Annotated in this window: 21 protein-coding genes; 10 read left to right on the forward strand and 11 right to left on the reverse strand. The window is 66.4% G+C overall.

Features of this window, described 5'->3' with window-relative positions; all coding sequences use genetic code 11:
- Positions 1-170: 170 nt before the first annotated feature.
- Both rnd and AC3D24_RS04450 read left to right on the forward strand, forming a co-directional pair.
- Positions 171-1,346 (forward strand): ribonuclease D, encoded by a 1,176-nt coding sequence (gene rnd / locus AC3D24_RS04445; RefSeq protein WP_489028569.1) that lies wholly within the window; start codon positions 171-173, stop codon positions 1,344-1,346.
- Complete coding sequence (locus AC3D24_RS04450; protein WP_489028570.1) at positions 1,343-1,639, forward strand: I78 family peptidase inhibitor; 297 nt, start codon at positions 1,343-1,345, stop codon at positions 1,637-1,639. The genes rnd and AC3D24_RS04450 overlap by 4 nt, the downstream gene beginning before the upstream one ends.
- A 107-nt stretch (positions 1,640-1,746) precedes the next feature.
- Here the strand turns inward: AC3D24_RS04450 and AC3D24_RS04455 are convergent, their stop codons facing one another.
- The 4 genes from AC3D24_RS04455 to AC3D24_RS04470 are packed head-to-tail and all read right to left on the reverse strand — an operon-like array spanning position 1,747 to position 7,337.
- Positions 1,747-3,258, reverse strand: coding sequence for a Ppx/GppA phosphatase family protein (locus AC3D24_RS04455; RefSeq protein ID WP_489028571.1), 1,512 nt, complete (start codon positions 3,256-3,258; stop codon positions 1,747-1,749).
- Positions 3,255-5,420: an RNA degradosome polyphosphate kinase gene (locus AC3D24_RS04460; RefSeq protein WP_056481892.1), complete on the reverse strand. Its 2,166-nt coding sequence runs from the start codon at positions 5,418-5,420 to the stop codon at positions 3,255-3,257. Before AC3D24_RS04460 ends, AC3D24_RS04455 begins: the two co-directional genes overlap by 4 nt.
- Before the next feature lie 16 nt (positions 5,421-5,436).
- Positions 5,437-6,081, reverse strand: coding sequence for an HdaA/DnaA family protein (locus AC3D24_RS04465; RefSeq protein ID WP_056050416.1), 645 nt, complete (start codon positions 6,079-6,081; stop codon positions 5,437-5,439).
- Positions 6,082-6,092: 11 nt separating this feature from the next.
- Positions 6,093-7,337, reverse strand: a complete 1,245-nt coding sequence (locus AC3D24_RS04470; RefSeq protein ID WP_489028573.1) for a heavy-metal-associated domain-containing protein — start codon at positions 7,335-7,337, stop codon at positions 6,093-6,095.
- Between the two features lie 64 nt (positions 7,338-7,401).
- Here AC3D24_RS04470 and purM point away from each other — a divergent pair, with 64 nt between their 5' ends.
- Genes purM through AC3D24_RS04490 form a run of 4 tightly spaced genes read left to right on the forward strand, consistent with a single transcriptional unit; the run spans position 7,402 to position 10,049 of the window.
- Positions 7,402-8,517, forward strand: coding sequence for a phosphoribosylformylglycinamidine cyclo-ligase (gene purM / locus AC3D24_RS04475; RefSeq protein WP_489028574.1), 1,116 nt, complete (start codon positions 7,402-7,404; stop codon positions 8,515-8,517).
- Complete coding sequence (gene purN, locus AC3D24_RS04480) at positions 8,510-9,082, forward strand: phosphoribosylglycinamide formyltransferase (protein ID WP_489028575.1); 573 nt, start codon at positions 8,510-8,512, stop codon at positions 9,080-9,082. The genes purM and purN overlap by 8 nt, the downstream gene beginning before the upstream one ends.
- Positions 9,079-9,444 carry an MmcQ/YjbR family DNA-binding protein gene (locus tag AC3D24_RS04485; protein WP_489028577.1) on the forward strand — a complete coding sequence of 122 codons (366 nt, stop codon included), beginning with the start codon at positions 9,079-9,081 and terminating at the stop codon, positions 9,442-9,444. The genes purN and AC3D24_RS04485 overlap by 4 nt, the downstream gene beginning before the upstream one ends.
- Complete coding sequence (locus AC3D24_RS04490; RefSeq protein WP_489028579.1) at positions 9,441-10,049, forward strand: hypothetical protein; 609 nt, start codon at positions 9,441-9,443, stop codon at positions 10,047-10,049. Before AC3D24_RS04485 ends, AC3D24_RS04490 begins: the two co-directional genes overlap by 4 nt.
- A 163-nt stretch (positions 10,050-10,212) precedes the next feature.
- On the opposite strand, the gene AC3D24_RS04495 is transcribed toward AC3D24_RS04490, so the two are convergent.
- The 4 genes from AC3D24_RS04495 to AC3D24_RS04510 form a co-directional block, all read right to left on the reverse strand.
- A complete protein-coding gene (locus AC3D24_RS04495) occupies positions 10,213-10,731 on the reverse strand; it encodes a GNAT family N-acetyltransferase (RefSeq protein WP_489028581.1) in 519 nt (172 codons plus the stop codon).
- The gene (gene ndk, locus AC3D24_RS04500) at positions 10,731-11,153 is read right to left on the reverse strand and encodes a nucleoside-diphosphate kinase (protein ID WP_056058698.1); all 423 of its coding nucleotides are present in this window, start codon (positions 11,151-11,153) and stop codon (positions 10,731-10,733) included. The genes AC3D24_RS04495 and ndk overlap by 1 nt, the downstream gene beginning before the upstream one ends.
- 74 nt (positions 11,154-11,227) lie before the next feature.
- Entirely contained in the window at positions 11,228-11,674 is a 447-nt protein-coding gene (locus AC3D24_RS04505; protein WP_489028583.1) for a DNA polymerase III subunit chi, read from the reverse strand.
- A gap of 153 nt (positions 11,675-11,827) precedes the next feature.
- Positions 11,828-13,303 (reverse strand): leucyl aminopeptidase, encoded by a 1,476-nt coding sequence (locus tag AC3D24_RS04510; protein ID WP_489028585.1) that lies wholly within the window; start codon positions 13,301-13,303, stop codon positions 11,828-11,830.
- A 178-nt stretch (positions 13,304-13,481) separates the two neighbouring features.
- Here AC3D24_RS04510 and AC3D24_RS04515 point away from each other — a divergent pair, with 178 nt between their 5' ends.
- From AC3D24_RS04515 to rsmA, 4 genes are all read left to right on the forward strand, one after another.
- Positions 13,482-15,746 carry an LPS-assembly protein LptD gene (locus AC3D24_RS04515; RefSeq protein ID WP_489028587.1) on the forward strand — a complete coding sequence of 755 codons (2,265 nt, stop codon included), beginning with the start codon at positions 13,482-13,484 and terminating at the stop codon, positions 15,744-15,746.
- A 98-nt stretch (positions 15,747-15,844) separates the two neighbouring features.
- Positions 15,845-17,266: a peptidylprolyl isomerase gene (locus AC3D24_RS04520; protein WP_489028589.1), complete on the forward strand. Its 1,422-nt coding sequence runs from the start codon at positions 15,845-15,847 to the stop codon at positions 17,264-17,266.
- A gap of 7 nt (positions 17,267-17,273) precedes the next feature.
- Positions 17,274-18,281: a 4-hydroxythreonine-4-phosphate dehydrogenase PdxA gene (pdxA, locus tag AC3D24_RS04525; protein WP_489028591.1), complete on the forward strand. Its 1,008-nt coding sequence runs from the start codon at positions 17,274-17,276 to the stop codon at positions 18,279-18,281.
- Between the two features lie 14 nt (positions 18,282-18,295).
- Positions 18,296-19,123, forward strand: coding sequence for a 16S rRNA (adenine(1518)-N(6)/adenine(1519)-N(6))-dimethyltransferase RsmA (gene rsmA, locus AC3D24_RS04530; protein ID WP_489028593.1), 828 nt, complete (start codon positions 18,296-18,298; stop codon positions 19,121-19,123).
- A gap of 161 nt (positions 19,124-19,284) precedes the next feature.
- Here rsmA and AC3D24_RS04535 read toward each other — a convergent pair whose 3' ends face one another.
- The 3 genes from AC3D24_RS04535 to guaB form a co-directional block, all read right to left on the reverse strand.
- Entirely contained in the window at positions 19,285-19,785 is a 501-nt protein-coding gene (locus AC3D24_RS04535) for a tetratricopeptide repeat protein (protein ID WP_175518035.1), read from the reverse strand.
- 56 nt (positions 19,786-19,841) lie between these two features.
- Positions 19,842-21,029 carry an RsmB/NOP family class I SAM-dependent RNA methyltransferase gene (locus AC3D24_RS04540; RefSeq protein ID WP_489028596.1) on the reverse strand — a complete coding sequence of 396 codons (1,188 nt, stop codon included), beginning with the start codon at positions 21,027-21,029 and terminating at the stop codon, positions 19,842-19,844.
- Positions 21,030-21,600: 571 nt separating this feature from the next.
- Entirely contained in the window at positions 21,601-23,058 is a 1,458-nt protein-coding gene (gene guaB / locus AC3D24_RS04545) for an IMP dehydrogenase (protein ID WP_060525500.1), read from the reverse strand.
- Positions 23,059-23,079 lie beyond the last annotated feature (21 nt).

Genomic DNA, 23,079 nt, shown 5'->3' on the forward strand with positions numbered 1-23,079 from the left:
TCTCTCATACGTCGTCCCAGCATCTCGTGCAGCAAGGGTGCGCCCTGCGACGGGAGATCCCAGCTTGCGCTGGGATGACGGGAATTGGATGGCTCGCGCTTCACCTTCCCTACCCGCCTTTGTCAACCCGCCCCTTTGTCAACGAGAGGGAGCCTCGCTATGGACGGGCGATGCATATCCACCCGCTTATCTCCGACAGTGCCACGCTCGCCAATCTGTGCGCGCGGATGGCCGACGCCGACTATGTGTGCGTCGACACCGAATTCATGCGCGAGAGCACCTATTACCCGGAGCTCTGCCTGATCCAGATCGCCGACGACAAGGAGGCGGCCGCAATCGATCCGATGGCGCCTGGGATCGACCTGAAACCGCTGCTGGATTTGCTCGTCGAGAATCATGACGTGCTGAAGGTCGTTCATGCCGGCGGGCAGGACATCGAGATCGTCTACAACCTCACCGGCAAGACACCCTTCCCGCTGTTCGACACGCAGGTCGCGGCGATGGCGCTCGGCCAGGGCGAGCAGATCGGCTATTCGAACCTCGTCGACAGCTGGCTCGGGATCGCGGTCGACAAGGGCGCGCGGTTTACCGATTGGGCGCGCCGACCGCTCGACGCGCGGCAGATCGAATATGCGATCGGCGACGTGACGCATCTGTCGAAGATCTTCCCCAAGATGCTCGAGCGGTTGCGCAAGACCGGGCGCGGCGTGTGGCTCGATCAGGAGATGGAGCGGCTTGGCGACATTGCCAATTATGCGAACGATCCCGATCTTGCGTGGAAGCGCGTGCGGATTTCGGGGCGCAAGCCTGACGTGCTGGGAAGGTTGAAGGCGCTGGCGCGGTGGCGGGAACTGGAGGCGCAGGCGAAGGATTTGCCACGCGGTCGGATCGTCAAGGACGAGACACTCGGCGACATGGCGGGCCATCCGCCGCGCAAGCAGGCAGACCTCGCGAGGGTGCGTGGACTTTCGGCGACCTGGGCTGGTAACGACATCGGCGGGCGCTTGATGGCGGCGATCGAGAGTTCGCAACCGCTGAGCGACGACGAGATGCCGCCGCGCGACGATCGTAAGCCGGGGCTTGGCAAGGAGGGCTCGCTGGTTGCAGACCTCCTCAAGCTATTGCTCAAGATTCGCTCGCGAGACATTGATGTTGCGTCAAAACTTTTGGCGCGGACGGACGAGCTGGAGGCACTGGCGGCAGGCGTGCGGACCGGACTGCCGATGCTGGAGGGTTGGCGGTTCGATCAGTTCGGGCGCGATGCGCTCGATCTGGTCGAGGGACGACTGGCCTTTGCGGTCATCGGCGGCAAGCTGAAGATGACGCGTACGGAAGATGCCGCATGAGGATCGTTCTGGTCGCAGCCTTGGCCGCCACGGCGGCGTGTACGCCGGTAGAGATGCGCGGCGAGACGCCTGCCGCTGCACCGGTCGCTACCGCGTGCAATGCCGACTCGTTGGGCGATTTGGTCGGCAAGCGCGCAAGCGATGCCCGGGCGGATGTGATGCAGACCCGGTCGGGATCGCGGACGCTGCGCTGGATCGCACCGAATACCGCGGTGACCATGGATTTCCGGGCTGATCGGCTGAATGTCTATGTCGATGCGAAGGGTCGGATCGAGCGCTTTACCTGCGCTTGACGGCACGTCGTCCTCACCCATGCCAAGGCCGAGTGGCCGCGGGCCTCTCCCCTCTCCCATTTGGAAGCGGGAGAGACGCCGGAATCGGCGATGAGTGAGGATCGGTTTTAGGCCAGCGCCAGTAAGGGTTTGCGGCCTAACGCCGTCGCCAGTGCGGTGTGGCGGCGCTCCACCGCTTCACCGTATAGCCCTCGATCTTCCGGACGTAGCGTCAGCGTCAGCGTGGTGCCGTCGTCCGACAAGCGTGACCGCTTCAGCGGACCTGCCAAGCCTCCGCTCATGCGCTGGCCGAGACGCATTGCGAGCCCCCAGGCGGTCGCGCTCTTTACTGCTGCGGGCGTTGCAAGTCGGCAGACCGGATCAGCTGCTGCCAGATCGCCACCGAGGCTCGTATAGAGCGCCTGCGCCAGCATCCCCCTGCCCGGTGCGTCAATGGCTACCCAGTTGCCGTGTAGCGCGACCTCGACGCCACGTTCGGCGCGGAACTCGGGGTTGGCGCGCCAGCCTACGTCCGCGAGCAGGCATGCCGTGTGACGAATGCGGGCCATCGCCGGTGGCTCGGTGGTGAACAGCGGCGCGATCCAGCGATCGAGGAGATCGCCGTGTTCGGGAAAGCGCCCTAGCAAACGCCCCTCTTCGCGCGCGGCAACGATCAGCGGATCGAGCGCGCGGTCTGCTGACTTCAGGTTCTCATAAAGAAGGCCTTCGCGCAGGCCATAGGCGGACACGACCGTGGTTCGGCTGCCGAGTTGCCGCATCAGCAGCCCCAACAGTGCCGCCGCATCCGCCAGCGTTGCCGTGCGGCCCGAGGACAGGCCGGGAATAGCCTTCAAACGCGGCTTCGAGAGTTGCGGGATCGTTCGGCTCAACCGCGTGATCGTCGCGGCAGTCATGGAATATTGGTGAATGATCGGCAGCGGGTAGTCCGACAGCTCCATGTCGAGCCGCGCGAGCGCACGCCAGGAACCACCGACGAGGTACAGAGGAAGGCCCTGCCCGCGTGCCGTCCAGCCGGCTTCGCGTACCAGGCGGGCGACGTGACGTTCGAGGACCTTGCCGCGTTTGGCGCGGATCGGGCCGATACGCAGGACGCCAAGCGGGAACGAGACGCGGTCCTCGATCTTCCCGCGGCGGACGCGGACGAGTTCGAGACTGCCACCGCCCAGATCGCCGACAATGCCGTCCGCCTCGGGGATCGCGGAAAGGACACCGTAACCGGCCGCGCTGGCTTCCTGCTCGCCCGACAGGGTCTCGACCTTCAGGCCGAGTTGTTCGGCGGTTGCAATAAGTTCGCCGCCGTTCTTCGCATCGCGTACCGCCGCCGTCGCGACCGTCCGGAGCGTCGAGCATTCCATCTCACGCGCAACCGCTGCGAACCGCGCGAGCGCAACGCGCGCGGTCTTCAGCGCGGATTTCTCGATCGATCCGGTTGCTGCGAGACCTCGCCCGAGACCGGCGAGAACCTTCTCGTTGAACCGGATCGCGGGGAGTCTGGGCGGGCCTTGATACACCACCAGACGGATCGAGTTCGAGCCGATGTCGATAATCCCGGTGCGCGGGTGATCGTCGGTCTCGGCCTTCGGGGTCGAATTGCCGAACAGGATATTCGTGACGTTCATCGTTTTCGCCGAAGCGACAGGGTCGGCACGGCGTTGCTGGTCGCGAGCGATGCGCCGCGGCCGGAGAGCGAAGGATTCGTCATGAAATACCGATGCAGGTTGAACGGGCGGTCGCCGGGATCGACGCGGCTATATTCGCCGTCAGGGCCTAGCTCCCAGCTCTGTTCGTTGTCGATCAGATTGGCGACCATGACCTGATCGAGGATCTGGTCGTGAACGGTCGGATTGAGGATCGGCAACATATATTCGACGCGGCGGTCGAAGTTGCGGGGCATCCAGTCGGCCGACGAGATGAACAGCTTGGCCCCGTCGTTGGGGAGCGCCTTGCCGTTGCCGAACGCCCAGATCCGGCTGTGCTCGAGGAACCGCCCGATCACCGATTTCACGCGGATCGTCTCGGACAAGCCAGGTACGCCGGGGCGCAGGCAGCAGATGCCGCGGATTATGAGGTCGATCTCGACCCCTGCCCCGCTCGCTTCATACAGCTTCTCGATCACCGCAGGGTCGACCAGCGAGTTCATCTTCGCCCATACGCCGGCGGGTTTGCCGGCGCGCGCGTTGGCGATCTCGACGTCGATCAGGTTCATCAGGTTCTGGCGTAAGTCACGTGGCGACAGGCTGACGCGCGCCATGTCGGTCGGTTCGACGTACCCGGTGATGTAGTTGAACATCTGCGCCGCATCGCGCCCGACCGCGGCGTCGGCGGTAAAGAAGCTGAGGTCGGTGTAGATCTTGGCGGTGACCGGGTGATAATTGCCCGTGCCGAAATGGCAGTAGGTGCGGAACGCCTGGCCTTCGCGGCGGACGACCAGCGAGACCTTGGCGTGCGTCTTCCAGTCGATGAAGCCGTAGACGACCTGCACGCCCGCACGTTCCAGCGCGGAGGCCCAGACCATGTTCTGCTCTTCGTCGAACCGCGCCTTGAGCTCGACGACCGCGGTGACCGACTTGCCCGCTTCGGCCGCGGTGATTAGCGCGTTGATGACCGCGGGCTGCTTGCCGGCGCGGTAGAGCGTCTGCTTGATGGCGACGACGTCGGGATCGTTCGCCGCCTGCTTGAGGAAGGCGAGCACCACTTCGAACGTCTCGTAGGGGTGGTGGACGACGATGTCCTTCGCCTTGATCGCCGCGAAGCAATCGCCGCCGAATTCGCGGATGCGTTCGGGGAAGCGTGGTGTGAAGGGCGGGAACTTGAGGTCGGGGCGGTCCTCGTCGACCAATCCGTCGAGGTCGACGATGCCGAGCAGATTGCCGCTCTCGGTAATGATCGCGTCTGCACCGCCGAGCTCATCCTTGAGGACCGCGGCGAGCACGTCGGGGATACCGGTTTCGAGTTCCAGACGGATCACGCGGCCGCGGCGACGGCGCTTGATCGCGTTGGCGAAGTAGCGGACGAGGTCCTCGGCCTCCTCCTCGATCTCCATGTCGCTGTCGCGCAGGACGCGGAAGCTGGCGGCGGCGAGGACTTCGTAGCCGGGGAACAGGACCGGCGCGAACCGCTTCAGGATCGATTCGATCGAGATGTAGCGCGCCGGCTCGCCGGGGAGGCGGACGAAGCGCGTCATCGTGTGCGGGAGCATGACCAGCTCGCGGACCGGCTCATTATCCGACCGACGGACAAGGTCGAATATCACCGACAGGCCGCGGTTCGGAATGAACGGGAACGGGTGCGCGGGGTCGAGCGCCTGCGGGGTCAGGATCGGGAAGATCTGGTCGCGGAAATGCGTTTCGAGCCACTCGTCGGCCTCGCCCTCAACGGCTTCCCGGCGCAGGACGAACAGCCCAGCCTCGTCGAGCAGCACGCGCAGGTCGCCCCACACCGCCTGCTGGCTCGCCATCAGCTCGTCGGCCTCTCGGACGATCGCGGTAAGCTGCTGGCCCGCGGTCAGCCCGTCCGCCGAGCGTCGATCGACGTCCTGTGTCTGCTGCCCCTTCAAGCCGGCGACGCGGACCATGAAGAACTCGTCGAGGTTGGACCCCGAGATCGACAGGAAACGGAGCCGCTCCAGCAGCGGATGCGCGGGGTTGCACGCCTCCTCCAGCACACGGCGGTTGAACGCCAGCCAGGACAGCTCGCGGTTGAAAAACCGGTCGTTCGGCTCTGCGCCGATGGGATCGTCGTCGTCTTCCGATTGACGGACGATATGGGCTGGACGGTTCATCGGGCCTCTTGGGGGCTTATGGTGGCGTAAAGAGCGGAAGGTCGAGAGCGAGTTGCGGTCGGAGGATCAGCCCGGCCTCGGTCAGTGTGGTTCGTGCAAGAGGAATGGACAAGCGCTTGCGACGTTCCATCGCCTCCTGATCGAGCGCATCGACGGTTCGCGTTACGGTAATATGACTGCGCTCGATTCTGGTCGCGAGCCAGTCGATCAGATCGGGTCGCGCATCGAGGCTGCGCCGCTCGAACAGATGCGCTAGCAACAGCCGCATCAGTTCGTCGTCGGGCGCGCCGATCGCCGCGATCGGGCTGGCGGCGAGGCGCGAGCGGAGATCGGGAAGCTTCACCTTCCACTCTGGCGGGGCTGCGTCGGCGACGATCAGGAGCGGCCTGTGCTCCTCCTGCGCGCGGTTCCAGGCGTGAAACAACTGCGCTTCGGGCACGCGCTCGGCATCGTCGATGATCGTGCCACCACTCTTCGCCGCGAAGATCCGCGCGAGCAGGCTCCGGCCAGATTTGCGCGGGCCGGTGAGGATGGCGGTCATGACGGGCCACGTCGCGGTATGCTCCAGCGTATGGACGGCCCGCGAGTTGGAGGGGGTAACCAGGAAGGCGTCGTCGCGAGGGTCCGCCGGCCAACCAAGTGGCAGCGCGATTTGAGTCATCTTGGTCGCGCTCACCCTGTCGTCACGGTATCCGCGGGAAGGTCCGGCGGAAGAAGTTGGGAAACCCGGCGGATCCGGATCGTCTGGCCCGAGCCGAAGACCTGGAACCCGCGCGCTTCGAGCGCGGTCTTGAGCGCAGCCGGATCGCCGTCATAAGCGACGCGCATCAGCGAGACGCCGCCGAGCGCGAGGCTGGTCGTCGCGGCCGAGCGGACGCCGGGAATCGCGCGGAGTGCAGCTTCGGTCGAGGAGACGTTTGCAGCAGCAGGTGTGTCGAACTGGACGATGACCGAGATGCCCTCGCCGCCGGTCAGCGCCGCGGTGTTTGCATCCGCGGTCTCGTCCGTGGGCAGGTCGTCGACCACCGCGGCTTCGGGCGGCGGCGGTGGCGACAGGCTGTAGTCGACGCGGAGCGAGCCGTTGCGACGTGCCTGCTGGTAGAGGTCGTCGATCCGCTTCACGCCGGTATCAAGCAGCTGCGCGATCCCGTCGGGCGTGCCGACTCGCAGCGTGAAGCTCCCGATCAGCTCGTTGTCGGGGCCGTGGCGCGCTTCGAACACGCCGATCACCGGGCCGCCGGGCCATTGGCGATAAAGCTTCACGACCGGGGTCAGCACGTCGCTCGCGCCATATTGGTCGAGGATCGTCCGCCACCAGCCGCGGCCGGGGCGCTGCGTCTGGCCTACGTTGAGCAGGAGCGCGTCGGGGCCGGAGCCGGACGGGCGGACATAGTCGATGCTGCTGTTGCCGGTGCGATAGCGCGCCCAGGCCTGCTGCCACTGCGTGCTCTGCTCGAACGCCTGGCCGACGCCACCCGAGTATTGGACGGGGATCACGAGCATCGGCTGCGAGCGATCGGCGTAGGTCGAGATACCGAGGATCGATCCGGCGCGGGTGCGATCGAACAGGACGCCGAGCTTGGCGATGTAGCGCTGCGGGCCGATTTGTTCGTTCTCGACGACGATTCCAGAGACCAGCGAATCGAGCGTACCGTCGGAGACGAGGCCACCGCCGCCACCGAGCCGGTTCGACAATTGCACCCAGGCCTTACGCTGGGCGAGCCGCCAGCCGCTGTAACGCGCGGCGTCGGCGGTCTTGCCCGCGACGTCGACGGTGACGCCACTCACCTCGTAGGCGCTGCCGCTGTCGACCGGAGCTGCGCCTCGGCTGCCGCCTTCGATTTGCGCGAGCACGGCTCCACCGCTCAGCAGGAGAGCGGCGCCAGCAAGCGCGGTGGCAAGGGTACGGATACGCATCAAGCGGGCCTTTTGGCGAAGCAGACGTGGAAATCCAAGCGCGATGTGGCTAGCAGCACCGATCATGACCGATACGCCAGACTCCGCCGCTCCCGCTTCGGGCCCTTACACCTACGCTCAGGCGGGCGTTTCGATCGCCGCGGGCAATGCGTTGGTGCGGGCGATCGCGCCGCTCGCGCGCTCGACGCGTAGGCCGGGGGCGGATGCCGATCTTGGTGGCTTTGGCGGGATGTTCGACCTCAAGGCGGCAGGGTTCGTCGATCCGTTGCTGGTCGCGGCGAACGATGGCGTGGGCACCAAGCTGAAGCTGGCGATCGAGTGGGACCGGCATGAGGGCGTCGGCGTCGACCTGGTGGCGATGTGCGTCAACGACCTGATCGTGCAGGGCGCCGAGCCGCTGTTCTTCCTCGATTATTATGCGAGCGGGAAGCTCGATGCCGCGGTTGCAGAGCGCGTCGTCGCCTCGATCGCGGAAGGCTGCAAGACCGCCGGCTGCGCGCTCATCGGGGGCGAGACCGCCGAGATGCCGGGCATGTATGCGGACGGCGATTACGACCTGGCGGGGTTCTGTGTCGGTGCGGTCGAGCGGACCAACGTGCTGACGGGGCGCGAGATCGCTGCGGGCGACGTGATGCTCGGGCTGGCGTCTTCGGGCGTGCATTCGAACGGGTTCTCGCTGGTGCGCCGTCTTGCCACCGATCGCGGGTGGAAGCTCGATCGGCCTGCGTTGTTCGACCAGGACAAGTTGCTGATCGATCACCTCATGGCGCCGACTCGCATCTATGTCGCGAGCCTGCTGCCGTTGCTGCGCGAGCGGCGGATCAAGGGATTGGCGCATATCACCGGGGGTGGTCTGCTCGAGAACATCCCGCGTGTGCTGCCCGACGGCGTGCATGCGGTGGTCGATGCGGATGCGTGGGAGCAGTCGCGGTTGATGGCGTTCCTGCAGGCGCAGGGCGCGATCGAGCCGGAGGAGATGGCGCGGACGTTCAACTGCGGGATCGGCATGGTCGTGATCGTGAGTGCTGACGAGGCCGAGGCGGTGACCGCCGCGCTGGAGGCGGCGCACGAGACCGTGTTCACGATCGGGAAGATCGAGACCGGGACGCATGGCTGCACGGTACGCGGGTCTGCCGGCACGTGGAGCGCGCGCGAGGATTGGACCGCGACGCATGGCTGAGAAGACGCGGGTCGGCGTGCTGATCTCGGGGCGTGGATCGAACATGATGGCGCTGGTCGGCGCGTCGCGCGCGGCAGATTGTCCTTTCGAGATCGCGCTCGTGGCGTCGGACAAGCCGGATGCAGCTGGACTCGCATGGGCGCGGTCCGAGGGTGTGGCGACGTTCGCGCTCTCCCCGAAAGGTTTGGGCAAGCCGGCGTACGAGGCGGCGATCGATGCGGCGTTGCACGAAGCTGGTGTCGAGGTCGTTGCGCTGGCCGGCTATATGCGGTTGCTGTCGGACGGGTTCGTCGCGGCTTGGCGGGATCGAATCGTCAACATCCATCCGTCGTTGCTGCCCAAGTACACGGGGCTCGACACGCACGCACGGGCAATCGCGGCGGGCGATGCGGTCGGCGGGTGCTCGGTGCATGTCGTGACGGAGGAACTCGATGGCGGCGTGGTGCTGGGCCAGGCCGAGGTGCCGATCCTTGCCGGCGACGATGCGGATGCGCTTGCGGCGCGCGTGCTGGCAGCGGAACATGCGCTGTATCCGAAAACCTTGGCGGAGTTCGTGACTCGATGACCGACTTGTCCCCCCTCGACCGCGTTCGTGCGGCGGCGCTGGCGTTGCCCGAGACCGAGGAGATGGTCTCTCACGGCCAGCCCACCTTCTTCGTCGCGGGCAAGCAGTTCGCGCAGTTTCGCGAGGATCATCATGGCGATGGGCTGACCGTGGTGTGCGTGAAGACCAGCGGCACTGATGAACAGGCGACGCTGATCGAGGCGAACCCGGCCGTGTATTCGCGGCCGGCGTATCTCGGCGCGACCGGCTGGGTCGGGATGAATGTTGCGGGCGATCCGGATTGGGCGCTGGTCGAGGACCGGATCGCGCGGAGTTGGGAACTCGCTGCCCCCGCCCGCTTGCTGGAAGCCGGTGGGCGATGAGCACCGAGACACCGACCGAACGCCGCGAGGCTGCTGCGACGCGCCGCCGTTGGGTTACGCTGGCGGAGGTCGTGGCGGTCGCGGGCGTGCTGATCGCGGCGTTGACCCTGTGGACGAACTGGTCGGATCACCGTGCGAGCGAGGCCGACAAGATCGCTGCCCAGTCGAGTGCGGCGCGCGAGCGGACGAAGATCGATCTTTCGGCGATCGTGCAGGATGGCGGCAACACGCTGTTGCTGAAGGATGCGCGGCATGACCTGCAGGACGTGACGATCACCTTCCCGCACGCGCTGGGCGTATCGCCGCAACGGCCGCCGGCGGAGCCGATCATCGACAAATCGTGGTTCTCTAAACCGCTTCTGAAGCTGACCGATGGCGGCGCGGACAACCGAGCAGGCCGGTTGCCGGTTCTGGTTAGCGTCCAATATTTTGATGGTGACACGACCCGGTCGGCGAGGGGGATTTATGAAGTGATCTGGAAGACCGAAGCCGGCTTGCCCTTGATGGGTCGATCACTGAAGCTCGAGGGCTTGCGCGTTCGCCAGCGCGGTGGTGACCAGGCTAGGCTGGATACGATCTGGGCGAAAGAGAAGCCGGCGACGTGATTGCCTACCTCTAAACGGCACCACCCCGGCGGAGGCCGGGGTCCAATTGGGGAACGTTGCTAACGGAGGGCAGCGTTCCGTTACTGCGACCTTTCCAATTGGGCCCCGGCCTTCGCCGGGGTGGTAGCGCTGCCCTGAAGTGCGGCGCCTTCGCCGGGGAAACTCACACCGACCGGGCGTAGACCGGGTCGTCATGGAGCGTGGTGCCGACCATGAACTGGCGAGCGCCGATCACCTTGAAGCCTTGGCGTTCGTAGAAGGCTCGCGCGCGGGTGTTCTGGTCCCATACGCCTAGTAGGACTCGGGTTCGGTCTGCCGCGACGGCGTCTTCGAGGGCGCGGGTCATCAGGGCGGCGCCGAGGCCTGAGCCTTGGGCCTGATTCATGAGATAGATGCGGCGGAGTTCTATGTCCGCTGGGCCGGGTTCGATCGGAAAGTCCGGCGCGGTCAGTACCGTGTAACCTATAGGCGCGTGGCCGGGCTCGTACTCGGCCAGCGTGACGATCGTGGCCGGATCGGCCAGCCACGTCTCGAACGCGGCGATGCTGTTCTTCATCGTGCAGTGGGAGACGATGTCGGCCCCTGACAGCACGGTCGCATAGGTATCGAGGAACGTGGCGGATGCGACGAGCGAAAGCGCAGGCGCGTCGCCCGGCCCTGCCCGTCGCAACCGCCAGGTCATCAGCCGACGATTTCTTCGGGCTTGAAGAAGTACGCGATCTCGATCTCGGCGTTCTCGTCCGAATCCGAACCATGCACCGAGTTGGCTTCGATCGACTCGGCGAGTTCCTTGCGGATCGTGCCGGCGTCGGCGTTGGCAGGGTTGGTGGCGCCCATGATGTCGCGGTTGCGCTGCATCGCGTTCTCGCCTTCGAGAACCTGGACGACGACCGGGCCCGAGATCATGAACGAGACGAGCTCGCCGAAGAACGGACGCTCCTTGTGGACCGCATAGAAGCCCTCGGCCTGCTCGCGGGTCATCTGGATGCGCTTCGAAGCGACGACGCGCAGGCCGGCTTCCTCGAGCATCTTGGTGACCGCACCGGTCAGGTTGCGGCGAGTGGCATCGGGCTTGATGATCGAAAAGGTACGGTTCGCGGCCATGATGGTCACGGGCTCCTGTGTTGACGGTACTTGGATGCGCGGCGCTTAGGCGGGGGACGGCCGTAAAGCAACGGTTATGCCGCCTGCTCCCAGCGGCCGGAGTCGTTCTGCTTCCAGTAGCGGCGTTCGACGCCTTCGCGGTCGGCGAGTGCCTTCCAGGCCAGGCGCGATTCGCGGATCGCTTCGTCGTCGAAGATATGGAAGGCTCGGTCAAAGGTTAGGATAAGGTCACGCCAACGTCCGTCTACCACCGCGACGTTGCGGGCGGCGTTGGCGGGGGCGGTATCCTGGATATCTTGGGCGATTAGAATGGGTTGCGCTGTATCGTCAGCGCTGCCGGCCTGGGCGTGGGGGAGGAAGCTTTCGGGAGCATAGGACCAGAGGAGGCGGTCTAGTGCGACGCGTTGTTCCTCGGGTTCGGCGACGATCAGGAGGCGGCCGCCGGTTTGGATGACGCGCTCGGCTATGCGTGGGAGGACGCGGTCTAGGGGGCTGGTGAGGTGGTAGAAATCGACCTGCATTGTTTCCCTCTAGCATTCCTCCCCCGCCAGGGGGAGGTGGCAGCCGTAGGCTGACGGAGGGGGCGGACACGGAGCAGGCGCATCGCAGCCCTCCCCCTCCGTCACGGCTGCGCCGCACCACCTCCCCCTGGCGGGGGAGGATTATCTCAGGCCTCAGCCCTCGAAATTGTCCGCTACGAACTGGTCGAGCAACCGCACGCCGTAGCCGGTTGCGCCCTTGTCGTGGTTGGTGCCGGGCTTGTCGGACCAGACCATGCCGGCGATGTCGAGATGCGCCCACTTCACGCCCTCGTCGACGAAGCGCTTGATGAACTGTGCGGCAGTGATCGAGCCGGCACCGCGGGGGCCGACGTTCTTCATGTCGGCGATCGGCGAGTCGATCAGCTTGTCGTAGGCGGGCGACAGCGGGAAACGCCAGAGCGTGTCGCCGGTGGTCTTGCCCGCCGCGATCAGCTGGTCGGCGAGCGCGTTGTCATTGGCGAAGATGCCGCCATTCTCGGTGCCGAGCGCGACGATCATCGCCCCCGTGAGCGTGGCAAGGTCGACAATCGTGGTCGGCTTGTGCGCCTGCTGTACCCAGGTCACGCAGTCGCAGAGCACGAGGCGACCCTCGGCGTCGGTGTTGAGCACTTCGATCGTCTGGCCCGACATCGAGGTGATGACGTCGCTCGGGCGCAGCGCGGCGCCGTCGGGCATGTTCTCGACCAGGCCCATCACGCCGACGACGTTCGCCTTCGCCTTCCGGCTGGCCAGTGCCTTCATCGCGCCGGCGACGGCGCCTGCCCCGCCCATGTCCCACTTCATGTCTTCCATGCCCGCGCCAGGCTTGATCGAGATGCCGCCCGAATCGAACGTCACGCCCTTGCCGACGAACGCGAGGGTGGGCGCGTCGGCCCCTGCCCCGTTCCACTTGAGCGCGAGGATGCGTGCTTCACGGCGCGAGCCCTGGCTGACGCCGAGCAGGGAGCCCATGCCGAGCTCGGTCATCTGCGCTTCGTCGAGCACGGTGATCTCGAGCCCGAGACCCTCGACGTCCTTCGTCACCTTCTCGACGAAGCTCTCGGGGTAGACGACGTTCGGTGGCGAGGTGACGAGCCAGCGGGTCAGGTCGAGCCCGCCGGTGACCGCGGACTGCTCCGCCCAGGCAGCGTCGGTGCCGTCCGGTGCACCCGCGATGGTGATCGCGGTCAGAGTCGGCTTCGACTTCTCGGCCAGCTTGGTGCGGTACGTGTCGTAGCGCCATGCGCGCTGCGCAGCGGCGGCGGCGAAGTGCGCGGCGGCCTTCGGGGTCGGCGTGGCACCGGCCGACAGGTCGGCGACGACCGATGTCGCACCCGAAGTCAGCAGGCGAGCGGTGATCGCGCCGCCCGCCTTCTCCCAATCGGCGTTCTCGCCCGTGCCGACGCCGACGAGCAAGACCCGGCGAACTGCGCCGTCGACGGGTACGAACAGCTCGACGACCGAACCGGTCTCGCCTGCGAACCGTCCCGCGGCCGCTGCGCTGGTCGCCACCGCCTCGACATCGCCGCCGATCGCGCTCCAACTGACCTTAGCTACGCCGTCCTTCGCGACGGGCACGGCCAGGATCGGGGCGTTGGCGGGAACGGTCGGGGCGAAGACGATCTGCATGAAGAAACCTCGGGAAGCTTTTGAACGGATGTGCGTAGCCCATAAGTTGATGCCGCGGGCCCGGCAAAGCAAGGTGGTCTCCCTAACGCACGGCGATTGCAGCGAAGGCCCGGTGGTGCGATAGGCGGGCGATATGGCGGCAAACGGCTGCCCAGTGCCAAAGGGGTTGGTTCGGATCGTGTTGCGTATCGACCTTTTGACGGGTTGCGCCCTTTCGCTCGCGCTGGCGACCGGACTCGCGGCTGCTCCTGCGCAGGCCCAGGATTTCCAGAACCGCCCGGTGGCGCCGCCGGTGCAGGACCCGCCCGTTGCCAATGCGTCGACCGCGACGCCGGCCGAAGACCAGGTGCAGTTCAGCTCGACCGCGCTGGAGTACAACACCAACACCGATATCGTCACCGCGACCGGTGAAGTCCGGATGTTCCGCCAGGGCAGCCGGCTGCGCGCCGACAAGGTCGTGTGGAACCGCAAGACCGGCAAGGTCGTCGCGACCGGCAACATCGCGGTCACCAATCCCGAAGGCGACATCGCGTACGGCGACGAGATCAATCTGACCGATTCGCTGAAGGACGGCGTGGTCGACAACATGCTCGTCGTGCTCGAACAGGGCGGCCGCCTGGCGGCACAGCAGGGCACGCGCGACGCCGATGGTACGGTCAATTTGAAGACCGCCGCCTACACACCGTGCGGCGTTACGAACGCTGCCGGTTGCCCGAAGGAACCGACGTGGAAGATCACCGCGGTCCGCGTCACCTATCGCCCCGAACGCAAGCGCATCTTCTACAAGGGCGCACGGTTGCATCTGTTCGGTCTGCCGAGCCTGCCGCTACCCGAATTCTCGAACCCGGTCGGCGGCGGCAGCGACAGTGGCCTGCTCTCGCCGAACGGCGGCTATAGTCGCGTCAACGGCGTCGAAGTCAGCGTTCCCTATTACTGGAAGCTCGCCCCGAACCAGGGCCTCGTCATCACGCCGCACATCTACAGCAGCGTGCTGCCGATGGCGCAGGTCGACTATTCCGCGCTCAATTCCAAGGGCGCGTTCAAGATACGCGCCTATGCGACCGAAAGCCGGCGCAGCGACGACCTGACGACCGCCAACACGGCCGACACGAGCATGGCGTTCCGCGGCTATATCGACGGCATGGCGCGGTACCAGTTGACGCCGAACTGGACCGCGAGCGGTTCGCTGCGCCTGACGACCGACCGGACGTTCCTGCGCCGCTACGACATTTCGCGTGACGACCGGTTGCGCACCACGGCAAGCCTGGAGCGGATCGACGACAGCAGCTATTTCTCGCTGAGCGGCTGGTACGCGCAGACGTTGCGCGTTGCCGACAGCCAGGGACAACAGCCGATCGCGCTGCCGGAAATCGATTATCGCAAGCGGTTCGACGATGGGCTGGTCGGTGGCCGGTTCCAGCTCCAACTGAACACGCTCGCGCTGACCCGAACCGATGGCCAGGACACGCAGCGCGCGTTCGCGAGCCTGCAATGGGACCTGCGCCGCTTCACGAACTGGGGTCAGGAAGTCACGTTTACGGCATTCGCGCGTGGCGACCTGTACAATACCAATGAGATCGCTTCGACGATCCCCAGCTATCAGGGGTTCGGCGGCTTCCGCCAGCGCGTCATCGGCGCGGCCGCGGTAGACGTGAAATGGCCGTTCATCGGCACGTTCCTGGGCGGGACGCAGCGGTTTACGCCGCGCGTCCAGTTCGTCGCGGCGCCCAAGGTCGCCAATATTTCGTTGCCGAACGAGGATTCGCGCGCCGTCGACCTGGACGATACCAACCTGTTTTCGCTCAACCGGTTCGCCGGCTATGATCGGTTCGAGGATTCGTCGCGTGTCACCTATGGCGGCGAATGGGCGCTCGACCTGCCGGGTATCGCGTTCACCACTAACGTCGGCCAGAGCTACCGCGTGAACACGCGGCCGACGATCCTGCCCGACGGCACCGGCCTGAGCGACCGGTTCTCCGACATCGTCGGGCGCAGCGAGCTTAGGTTCCGCGACTTCGTCTCGATCGTCCACCGCTACCGGCTCGACAAGGACGGTTTTGCGATCCGCCGCAACGAGCTGGACGCGACGATCGGCTCGCGCGCGACCTATGTCCTCGTCGGGTATCTGAAGCTGAACCGCAACATCGATGCCTCGATCGAGGATCTGCGCGACCGCGAGGAAATTCGCGTTGCCGGCCGCGTCCAGTTCGCGCGCTTCTGGTCGGCGTTCGGGTCGGGCGTGGTCGATCTGACCAATGCATCGGAGGATCCGCTATCGGTCAGCGACGGCTTCACGCCGATCCGTCACCGCCTCGGCGTCCAGTATGAAGACGACTGTCTGCGTCTCGGCGCGACGTGGCGGCGAACCTACAACGACACGGGCGACGCGCGGAAGGGCAACAGCTTCCTATTGACGCTGGCCTTGACCAACCTCGGCCGCTAAGCCCGCGTTCAGCTACTAAGAGGCAAGCCGCACCGGATATGCGTCGTCATGACAAATGGCGGCGCCGATTGCGGGGCGCGATGATGGGATACCGACACTTGAAGCATGATGTTCGACTGGCGGCGCGTGGCGGCCGTGTGATCGGGGCGGTGGTTCTGGCCGCTTTGGCAGCAAGTGCGATCGCGCAGAGTGTTCCGCCCCAGGGCGCGGCAGGTCAGGGCGCAGCGGGTCAAGCTGGGTCGGGCCGGACGGTTTCGGATCAGAGCGTGCCGGACAATACCGGCCTCGATATTCCGACCAACCTGCAGATCTTCGGCAAGCTCGACCCCAACATTCGCAAGCCGACCGCGATCGTCAACGACACCGTGATCACCGGGACCGATGTCGATCAGCGTGTGGCGCTGGTCGCGATGGCGAACGAGGCCAAGCTCTCGCCCGAAGACCGCGAGCGGTTGAAGCTCCAGGTATTGCGCCAGCTGATCGACGAGACGCTGCAGATCCAGGAAGCGAAGACCGCCGACATCACGATCACGCCCGCCGAGCTGACGCAGAGCTACGACGCGGTGGCAAAGCGCTTCAACCGGACTCCGGCAGCGATGCGGACCTATCTGCGCGAGTCTGGTTCCTCGGATCGCTCGCTCAAGCGCCAGATCGAGGGCGAACTCGCCTGGCAGCGCTATCTGCGTCGCCGGGTCGAGCCGTTCGTCAACGTCGGCGACGAGGAGGTCAAATCGATCATCGATCGTCTGCAGGCGGCCAAGGGCACCGACGAGTTCAACCTGAAGGAAATCTATCTCGCGGCGACGCCGGCCAACAGCCAGCAGGTCTATGCGAACGCCAAGCAGATTCTCCAGGAGATCCAGAAGGGCGCGCAGCCGTTCGAATATTATGCTCGGCAGTTCTCCGAAGCCTCGACGCGTGCGGTCGGCGGCGATCTGGGTTGGATCCGGGCGGCGACGTTGCCGGCTCAGCTGGCCGAAGCCGCGACAACGATGCAGGTCGGCCAGGTGGCGGGGCCGATCGAAGTCTCGGGTGGCTATTCGATCCTGTATCTGACCGACAAGCGCCAGGTGCTGACCGCCGATCCGCGCGATGCCAAGCTCAGCCTGAAGCAGCTGACGCTGCGGTTCCCGCCGAACACCAACCAGGCCCAGGCATCGGCGCGCGCGCAGGCGTTTGCCAAGGCGACGCAGGAGTTGCGTGGCTGCGGTACCGTCGAGAAGGTCGCGGCGGGCATCGGTGCCGACGTGGTCGACAACGACACGGTGCGTATCCGCGACCTGCCGCCGCAGCTCCAGGAGATCATGCTGAAGCTCCAGGTCGGCCAGTCGAGCCCGCCGTTCGGCTCTGCGGAACAGGGCGTACGCGCGCTCGTGCTGTGCGGTCGTGACGACGCGCAGGCCGGGTCGGTGCCCAATTCGGAACAGATCCAGGGTCAGCTCGAACAGCAGCGCGTCAACCTGCGCGCCCAGCAGAAGCTGCGCGATCTGCGGCGCGACGCGGTCGTCGACTATCGCTGAGCGCGGCATGACCCGCATTCACCCCCTTGCCGTGTCGATGGGCGATCCTGCCGGGATCGGGCCTGAGATCATCGCCAAGGCCTGGGACGCGCGTAACGCGCATGGCTTGCCGCCATTCGTGGCGGTGGGCGATGCGCGCGCGATCGAACGGGTCTGGGCCGGCCCGATCGCGCGGATTGCCGATCTGGGCGAGGCCGCGGCGGCGTTCGCTCAAGCGCTGCCGGTGTTGACGGTCGGTGATGCCGGAACGATCGTCCCCGGACATCCCGACGCCGATGGTGCGCGCTGTGCGCTGCATTCGCTGGAGCTCGCCGTCGGTCTGGTCCGTACCGGGGCGGCGCGCGCGCTGGTGACGGGACCGGTATCGAAGTCGCAGCTTTATGCGATCGGCTTCAGTCATCCGGGGCAGACCGAGTTCGTCGCCGAGCGTTACGGCGTGGCGGGTGACAATGCGGTGATGATGCTCGCCGGACCGTCGCTGAAAGTGGTGCCGATCACCACGCACGTGCCGTTGAAGAATGTATCCGCGCTGCTGACCGTCGACCTGATCGTCGCCAAGGCCCGGGCGACCGCGCGTGGTCTGTTGCGCAATTTCGGGATCGAGAGCCCACGGCTCGCGTTTGCCGGATTTAATCCCCATGCCGGCGAGCAAGGGGCGCTCGGGCGTGAGGAGATCGAGATCATCGCTCCTGCCATCGCGATCCTGCGCGAAGAGGGCATCGACGCGACCGGGCCATTTGCAGCCGATACGATGTTCCATCCGCGGGCACGGGCGACCTATGACGTCGTGATGTGCTGCTATCACGATCAGGCGCTGGTGCCGTTGAAGACGATCCATTTCGACGACGGCGTGAACATGACGCTGGGCTTGCCGATCGTGCGGACCTCGCCGGACCACGGTACGGCGTTCGGGATCGCCGGCAAGAACCTTGCCGAACCCGGCGCGATGATCGCGGCGATCGCGATGGCGGGCGAAGCGGCGGACCGGCGCGCTCAAACCGCTGCCCAGTCGTGAGCGAGGCTGCATCGATGGAGCTTCCCCCGCTGCGCGAGGTGATCGCGCGATATGGACTGAATGCGAGCAAGGCGCTCGGGCAGAACTTCCTGTTCGACGGACAGTTGCTCAAGCGGATCGCGGCGGTGCCGGGTGATCTTCAGGATGCCGAGGTGCTCGAAGTTGGCCCCGGCCCTGGTGGCCTGACGCGCGCATTGCTCGCGGCGGGTGCGCGGGTGACGGCGATCGAGCGTGACCGTCGGTGTATCCCTGCGCTGGCAGAGCTCGGCGAGGCGTATCCGGGGCGGCTGCGGGTCATCGAGGGCGACGCGATGGAAGTCGACGCGCCGGCGCTGTTCGAGGGCAAGCCGCACATCGTGTCGAACCTGCCGTACAATATCGGCACGGCGTTGCTGGTCGGGTGGCTGTCGACGTCGTGGTTGCCGTGGTGGCAGTCGTGCACGCTGATGTTCCAGAAGGAAGTCGCCGAGCGGATCGTCGCGAAGACCAATGACGATCACTACGGGCGGCTGGCCGTGCTGGCGCAGTGGCGCTCGACCGCGCGGATCGCGATGCCGGTTCACCGGTCGGCGTTTACCCCGCCGCCTAAGGTGATGTCGGCGGTGGTGCATCTGGTGCCGGTGGACGCGCCCGAGGACGTGAACTTCGAGGTGCTGGAGCGGCTGACGGGCGCGGCGTTCGGGCAGCGGCGCAAGATGTTGCGTCAGAGCCTGAAGGGCGTGCCGGGGGCGCTCGATGCGCTGGAGCGGATCGGGGTGGACGCTACGCGTCGGGCGGAGACGCTATCGGTTGCCGACTTCGTGGCGTTGGCGAAAGCCGTCGGCTCACCGGTACGCACCTAAGCGGACTGCATTCGACGTAGGACCACGGCGCACCACCCCGGCGTAGGCCGGGGCCCAATTGGAGAGGTGGCAGTAACCTCGCGCCGTCCACACTTAGCACCGTTCCCCAATTGGATCCCGGCCTTCGCCGTGGTGGTGAATGGGGTGGATCCGCTGGTAGCTCAGTCCTTGGCCGCTACTGGGGTCTTCTCGACCTGCGCGGTCGCAATCGGTGGGCCCTTGGCGATCACCGCCGCGAGTTGCGTCGCTTCCGGGCAGACGCCCTTGCAGAGCGTGCGGATCTTTACGAGGTTGTCCTTCGCGCGGACCACGGCGCCCTTGGCGACCAGTGCCTCGCCCTGCCCCTTCAACGCCGCGACGTCGTTCGGCTCCAGCAACAAGGCCTCGCGGTACAGGCGGATCGCCTTGCCTGGCAGGTCACGCGTTTCGGCGACGCGTGCGAGCAGCAGGAACGCCGCACGATTGCGCGGATCGACCGCGACCGACGTTTCGAGCACATCCGTCGCGCCGTCGAGGTTGCCCGCCGTCATCAGCGAACGCCCTTGCGCCAGCAACTGCATCGAACGCGCGTCGATTTGCGCGTCGGGACGCTGCCCGCTGAGCGAAGTCGACACGCATACGACGGTCAGCGCGGCGGCAAGGGCAACGGACGAAAAACGCATCATCGTCTCCAGGCGGGATACAGGTTTGGCCGTGAGTTGAGCCATAGGTCGGCTGGCTAGCACGCAGCCCGGAGGCGCGCGACAAAAAAGCCGTCGGTGCCGTCGCGACCCGGTTCGAGGCGGACGCCGTGGCCGTGCTTCGCCCCGGCTGGGAGCGACAGGGCTTCCGTAGTCCAGCCGGGGTGCGCGTTGAGGAACCAGCTGACCTGGTCCGTTCCTTCGGCGTCGAGCAGCGAGCAGACGATGTAGACGAGCGCGCCGCCGGGCTTGACCAGCGTAGCGGCCACGGAGAGCACCACCTGCTGCGTCGATTGCAGCCGCGAGACGCGGTCGGGGGTGAGCCGCCAGCGTGCTTCGGGATTGCGCCGCCACGTGCCGGTGCCCGAGCAGGGGGCATCGACCAGCACGCCGTCCGCGCGACCGGCCCATTCGCTCAGCGCTTCGATCTCGCGCGTCGGGTTGAGAAGGCGGCTTTCGACGATCGTCGCGCCGGCGCGGGTTGCGCGGGGGGTAAGGCGCGAGAGGCGGTTGCGGTCGGTGTCGCAGGCAAGGATCACGCCTTCGTTCTTCATCGTTGCGGCCAGTGCGAGCGTCTTGCCGCCCGCGCCTGCGCAGAGATCGACGATGCGTTCGCCGGGTTTTGCCTGCATCGCGAGGCCGACGAGCTGACTGCCTTCGTCCTGCACCTCCAGCGCGCCTTCGTTGAAGAGCGGGAGCGCTTCGACGTTGGTGCCGGTCGGGAGGCGGATGCCATCCGGGGCATGCGGGGTCGCTTCGGCTTCGGGGAGCGCGGCGAGGACTGTAGCACGGTCGGAGATCAGCGTGTTGACGCGCAGGTCGAGCGTGGCGCGGCCAGCGAGGTCGGTCAGTGCGGCCCCGTCGAGTCCGGAAGCACGCAGGGCCTTGGTCAGCCACTGTGGCGCGACACCGGCACGGGCGCGGGGTTCGTCCTTGGCGATCGGTGCGGGGGCATGGGTCGAGCCGTCGAAGGTCGCGGCGAGCTCCGGGTCGGCGTCCGCGACGAGCAGCATCGCAGTGCGGCCGTTTTCGGGGCGGTCTCCGGCCTTGCGGATCGCGGCGTAGACGAGCTCGCGCACCGCGCGGCGGTCCTTCGAGCCGGCGTAGCGGCGGGTCTGGAAATAGCGCGCGATCAGCGTATCGGCAGCGGCGCCGGACTCGCGGGCGGCGGCAATGATCTGGTCGAGGAGTTCGATCGCGGCCTGCGTGCGTGCGGGGGGAGTCACGTGTTAGCTCCGGCATGCACGCGGAGCGGGGTCTGAGCTTGGTACGGTGTGTTCGTCATCATCCCCTCCCCTAGCCCCTCCCGCGAGCGGGAGGGGAATAATTTCGGGGTTTGGGTTTGGGATCGTGGTGGCTTCCGCCCTCTTGCTCCGTCATCCCGGCGGACGCCGGGACCCATGGTTGCGGTTTGGGTGGTGGTTGCACGCTGTCGTCGGGTCCACCGTGGCCATGGGTCCCGGCGTCCGCCGGGATGACGGAGAGGGGGGCGGAGGGCGGAGGTTTGAAATTTACCCTGCCGTCTGTGGAGGATCGCGCAGGCAAATATCGTTCGTCATTCCCACGCGGGCGGGGATCCATATTTTCGAACGGTTGTGATCTTACCGCGACGTCAGCCAGTATGGGTTCCCGCCTTCGCGGGAATGACGGGGCGCGTGAAAGCGAGCATCGGACTTGCTTCCCTCCCTGGAAGGGAGGGGTTGGGGGTGGGTTGGCCCGCTTTAGCCACCGACCGGAGCTTGCGGGAACCGACCCACCCCGGCCCCTCCCTTTCAGGGAGGGGGGAAGTTTCGGCCTTTACCGCGTCGGGTAGTTCGGCGCCTCGCGGGTGATCGTCACGTCGTGGACATGGCTCTCCATCAACCCCGCACCGGTAATCTGCACGAACTCCGCCCGCGCCTGGAGATCCGGGATCGTCGCCGAGCCGGTATACCCCATCGCTGCCTTGATGCCGCCGACCAGCTGGTGAACGACATCCCTCGCTGGGCCCTTGTACGCGACCTGCCCCTCGATACCCTCGGGGACGAGCTTCAGCTGGTCCTTGATGTCGCCCTGGAAATAGCGATCCGCCGACCCGCGCCCCATTGCGCCGACGGAGCCCATGCCGCGGTACGACTTGTACGCGCGGCCCTGGTACAGGAACGTCTCGCCCGGTGCCTCGTCGGTGCCTGCGAGCAGCGAGCCGATCATCACGGTCGATGCGCCTGCCGCGAGCGCCTTGGCCATGTCGCCCGACGTGCGGATCCCGCCGTCGGCAATCACCGGAACGCCGGCCTTATGGCCTGCCTCCGCGCAATCCATCACCGCGGTCAGCTGCGGCACGCCAACACCCGCCACCACCCGCGTGGTGCAGATCGAGCCCGGGCCGATGCCGACCTTGATCCCGTCCGCGCCCGCACCGATCAGCGCGCGCGTCGCTTCGCCGGTGGCGACGTTGCCCGCCACCACTTGCACCGAATTGGACAGCTTCTTCACGCGCTCGACCGCGCGACCGACGTCGCGATTGTGGCCGTGCGCGGTGTCGATCACGATCAGGTCGCAGCCGGCGTCGACCAGCTGTTCGGTTCGGTCGAAGCCCTTGTCGCCAACCGTCGTCGCCGCCGCCACGCGCAGGCGGCCCGCCTCGTCCTTGGTGGCATCGGGGAACATCACCGCCTTCTCGATGTCCTTGACCGTGATCAGCCCGACGCAACGATACTGTGCGTCGACCACCAGCAGCTTCTCGATGCGGCGGGCGTGGAGCAGGCGACGCGCCTCTTCCTTGCCGACTTCGGTCGAGACGGTGGCGAGGTTCTCGTGCGTCATCAGCTCGCTGACGGGCTGTTTCGGATCGCCTGCGAAACGCACATCGCGGTTGGTGAGGATACCGACGAGCTTGCCGTCCGCCTCGACGACCGGGATGCCGCTGATGCGGTGGCCCGACATGAGGGCCTGCGCTTCGGCGAGGGTGGCGGTCGGCTTGATCGTGATCGGGTTGACCACCATGCCCGACTCAAACCGCTTGACCTGACGGACTGCGATGACCTGCTCCTCGACGGTCAGGTTGCGGTGGAGCACGCCGATGCCGCCGAGCTGTGCCATCACAATGGCCATGTCGGCCTCGGTGACGGTGTCCATTGCGGACGAGAGAATCGGGATGTTGAGTGCGATGCCGCGCGTCAGCTGCGTGCGGGTATCGGCCTGGCTTGGCAGCACGTCCGATTCCCCCGGATACAGGAGGACGTCGTCGAAAGTGAGGCCGAGGCGGATATCCATGAGAGCTGCCGTTCCTGGGTG

It is taken from the genome of Sphingomonas sp. SL1004, from assembly GCF_057815015.1.

What these genes read in the sequence shown, in the direction of transcription:
- AC3D24_RS04465 (WP_056050416.1), bottom strand. Translation starts at nt 6,081, where the DNA reads ATGACTCAAATCGCGCTGCCACTTGGTTGGCCGGCGGACCCTCGCGAC.
- AC3D24_RS04450 (WP_489028570.1), top strand. Translation starts at nt 1,343, where the DNA reads ATGAGGATCGTTCTGGTCGCAGCCTTGGCCGCCACGGCGGCGTGTACG.
- AC3D24_RS04485 (WP_489028577.1), top strand. Translation starts at nt 9,079, where the DNA reads ATGACCGACTTGTCCCCCCTCGACCGCGTTCGTGCGGCGGCGCTGGCG.
- AC3D24_RS04495 (WP_489028581.1), bottom strand. Translation starts at nt 10,731, where the DNA reads ATGACCTGGCGGTTGCGACGGGCAGGGCCGGGCGACGCGCCTGCGCTT.
- AC3D24_RS04510 (WP_489028585.1), bottom strand. Translation starts at nt 13,303, where the DNA reads ATGCAGATCGTCTTCGCCCCGACCGTTCCCGCCAACGCCCCGATCCTG.
- AC3D24_RS04505 (WP_489028583.1), bottom strand. Translation starts at nt 11,674, where the DNA reads ATGCAGGTCGATTTCTACCACCTCACCAGCCCCCTAGACCGCGTCCTC.
- pdxA (WP_489028591.1), top strand. Translation starts at nt 17,274, where the DNA reads ATGACCCGCATTCACCCCCTTGCCGTGTCGATGGGCGATCCTGCCGGG.
- guaB (WP_060525500.1), bottom strand. Translation starts at nt 23,058, where the DNA reads ATGGATATCCGCCTCGGCCTCACTTTCGACGACGTCCTCCTGTATCCG.
- rsmA (WP_489028593.1), top strand. Translation starts at nt 18,296, where the DNA reads ATGGAGCTTCCCCCGCTGCGCGAGGTGATCGCGCGATATGGACTGAAT.
- purM (WP_489028574.1), top strand. Translation starts at nt 7,402, where the DNA reads ATGACCGATACGCCAGACTCCGCCGCTCCCGCTTCGGGCCCTTACACC.
- AC3D24_RS04455 (WP_489028571.1), bottom strand. Translation starts at nt 3,258, where the DNA reads ATGAACGTCACGAATATCCTGTTCGGCAATTCGACCCCGAAGGCCGAG.
- AC3D24_RS04460 (WP_056481892.1), bottom strand. Translation starts at nt 5,420, where the DNA reads ATGAACCGTCCAGCCCATATCGTCCGTCAATCGGAAGACGACGACGAT.
- ndk (WP_056058698.1), bottom strand. Translation starts at nt 11,153, where the DNA reads ATGGCCGCGAACCGTACCTTTTCGATCATCAAGCCCGATGCCACTCGC.
- rnd (WP_489028569.1), top strand. Translation starts at nt 171, where the DNA reads ATGCATATCCACCCGCTTATCTCCGACAGTGCCACGCTCGCCAATCTG.
- AC3D24_RS04535 (WP_175518035.1), bottom strand. Translation starts at nt 19,785, where the DNA reads ATGCGTTTTTCGTCCGTTGCCCTTGCCGCCGCGCTGACCGTCGTATGC.
- AC3D24_RS04490 (WP_489028579.1), top strand. Translation starts at nt 9,441, where the DNA reads ATGAGCACCGAGACACCGACCGAACGCCGCGAGGCTGCTGCGACGCGC.
- purN (WP_489028575.1), top strand. Translation starts at nt 8,510, where the DNA reads ATGGCTGAGAAGACGCGGGTCGGCGTGCTGATCTCGGGGCGTGGATCG.
- AC3D24_RS04470 (WP_489028573.1), bottom strand. Translation starts at nt 7,337, where the DNA reads ATGCGTATCCGTACCCTTGCCACCGCGCTTGCTGGCGCCGCTCTCCTG.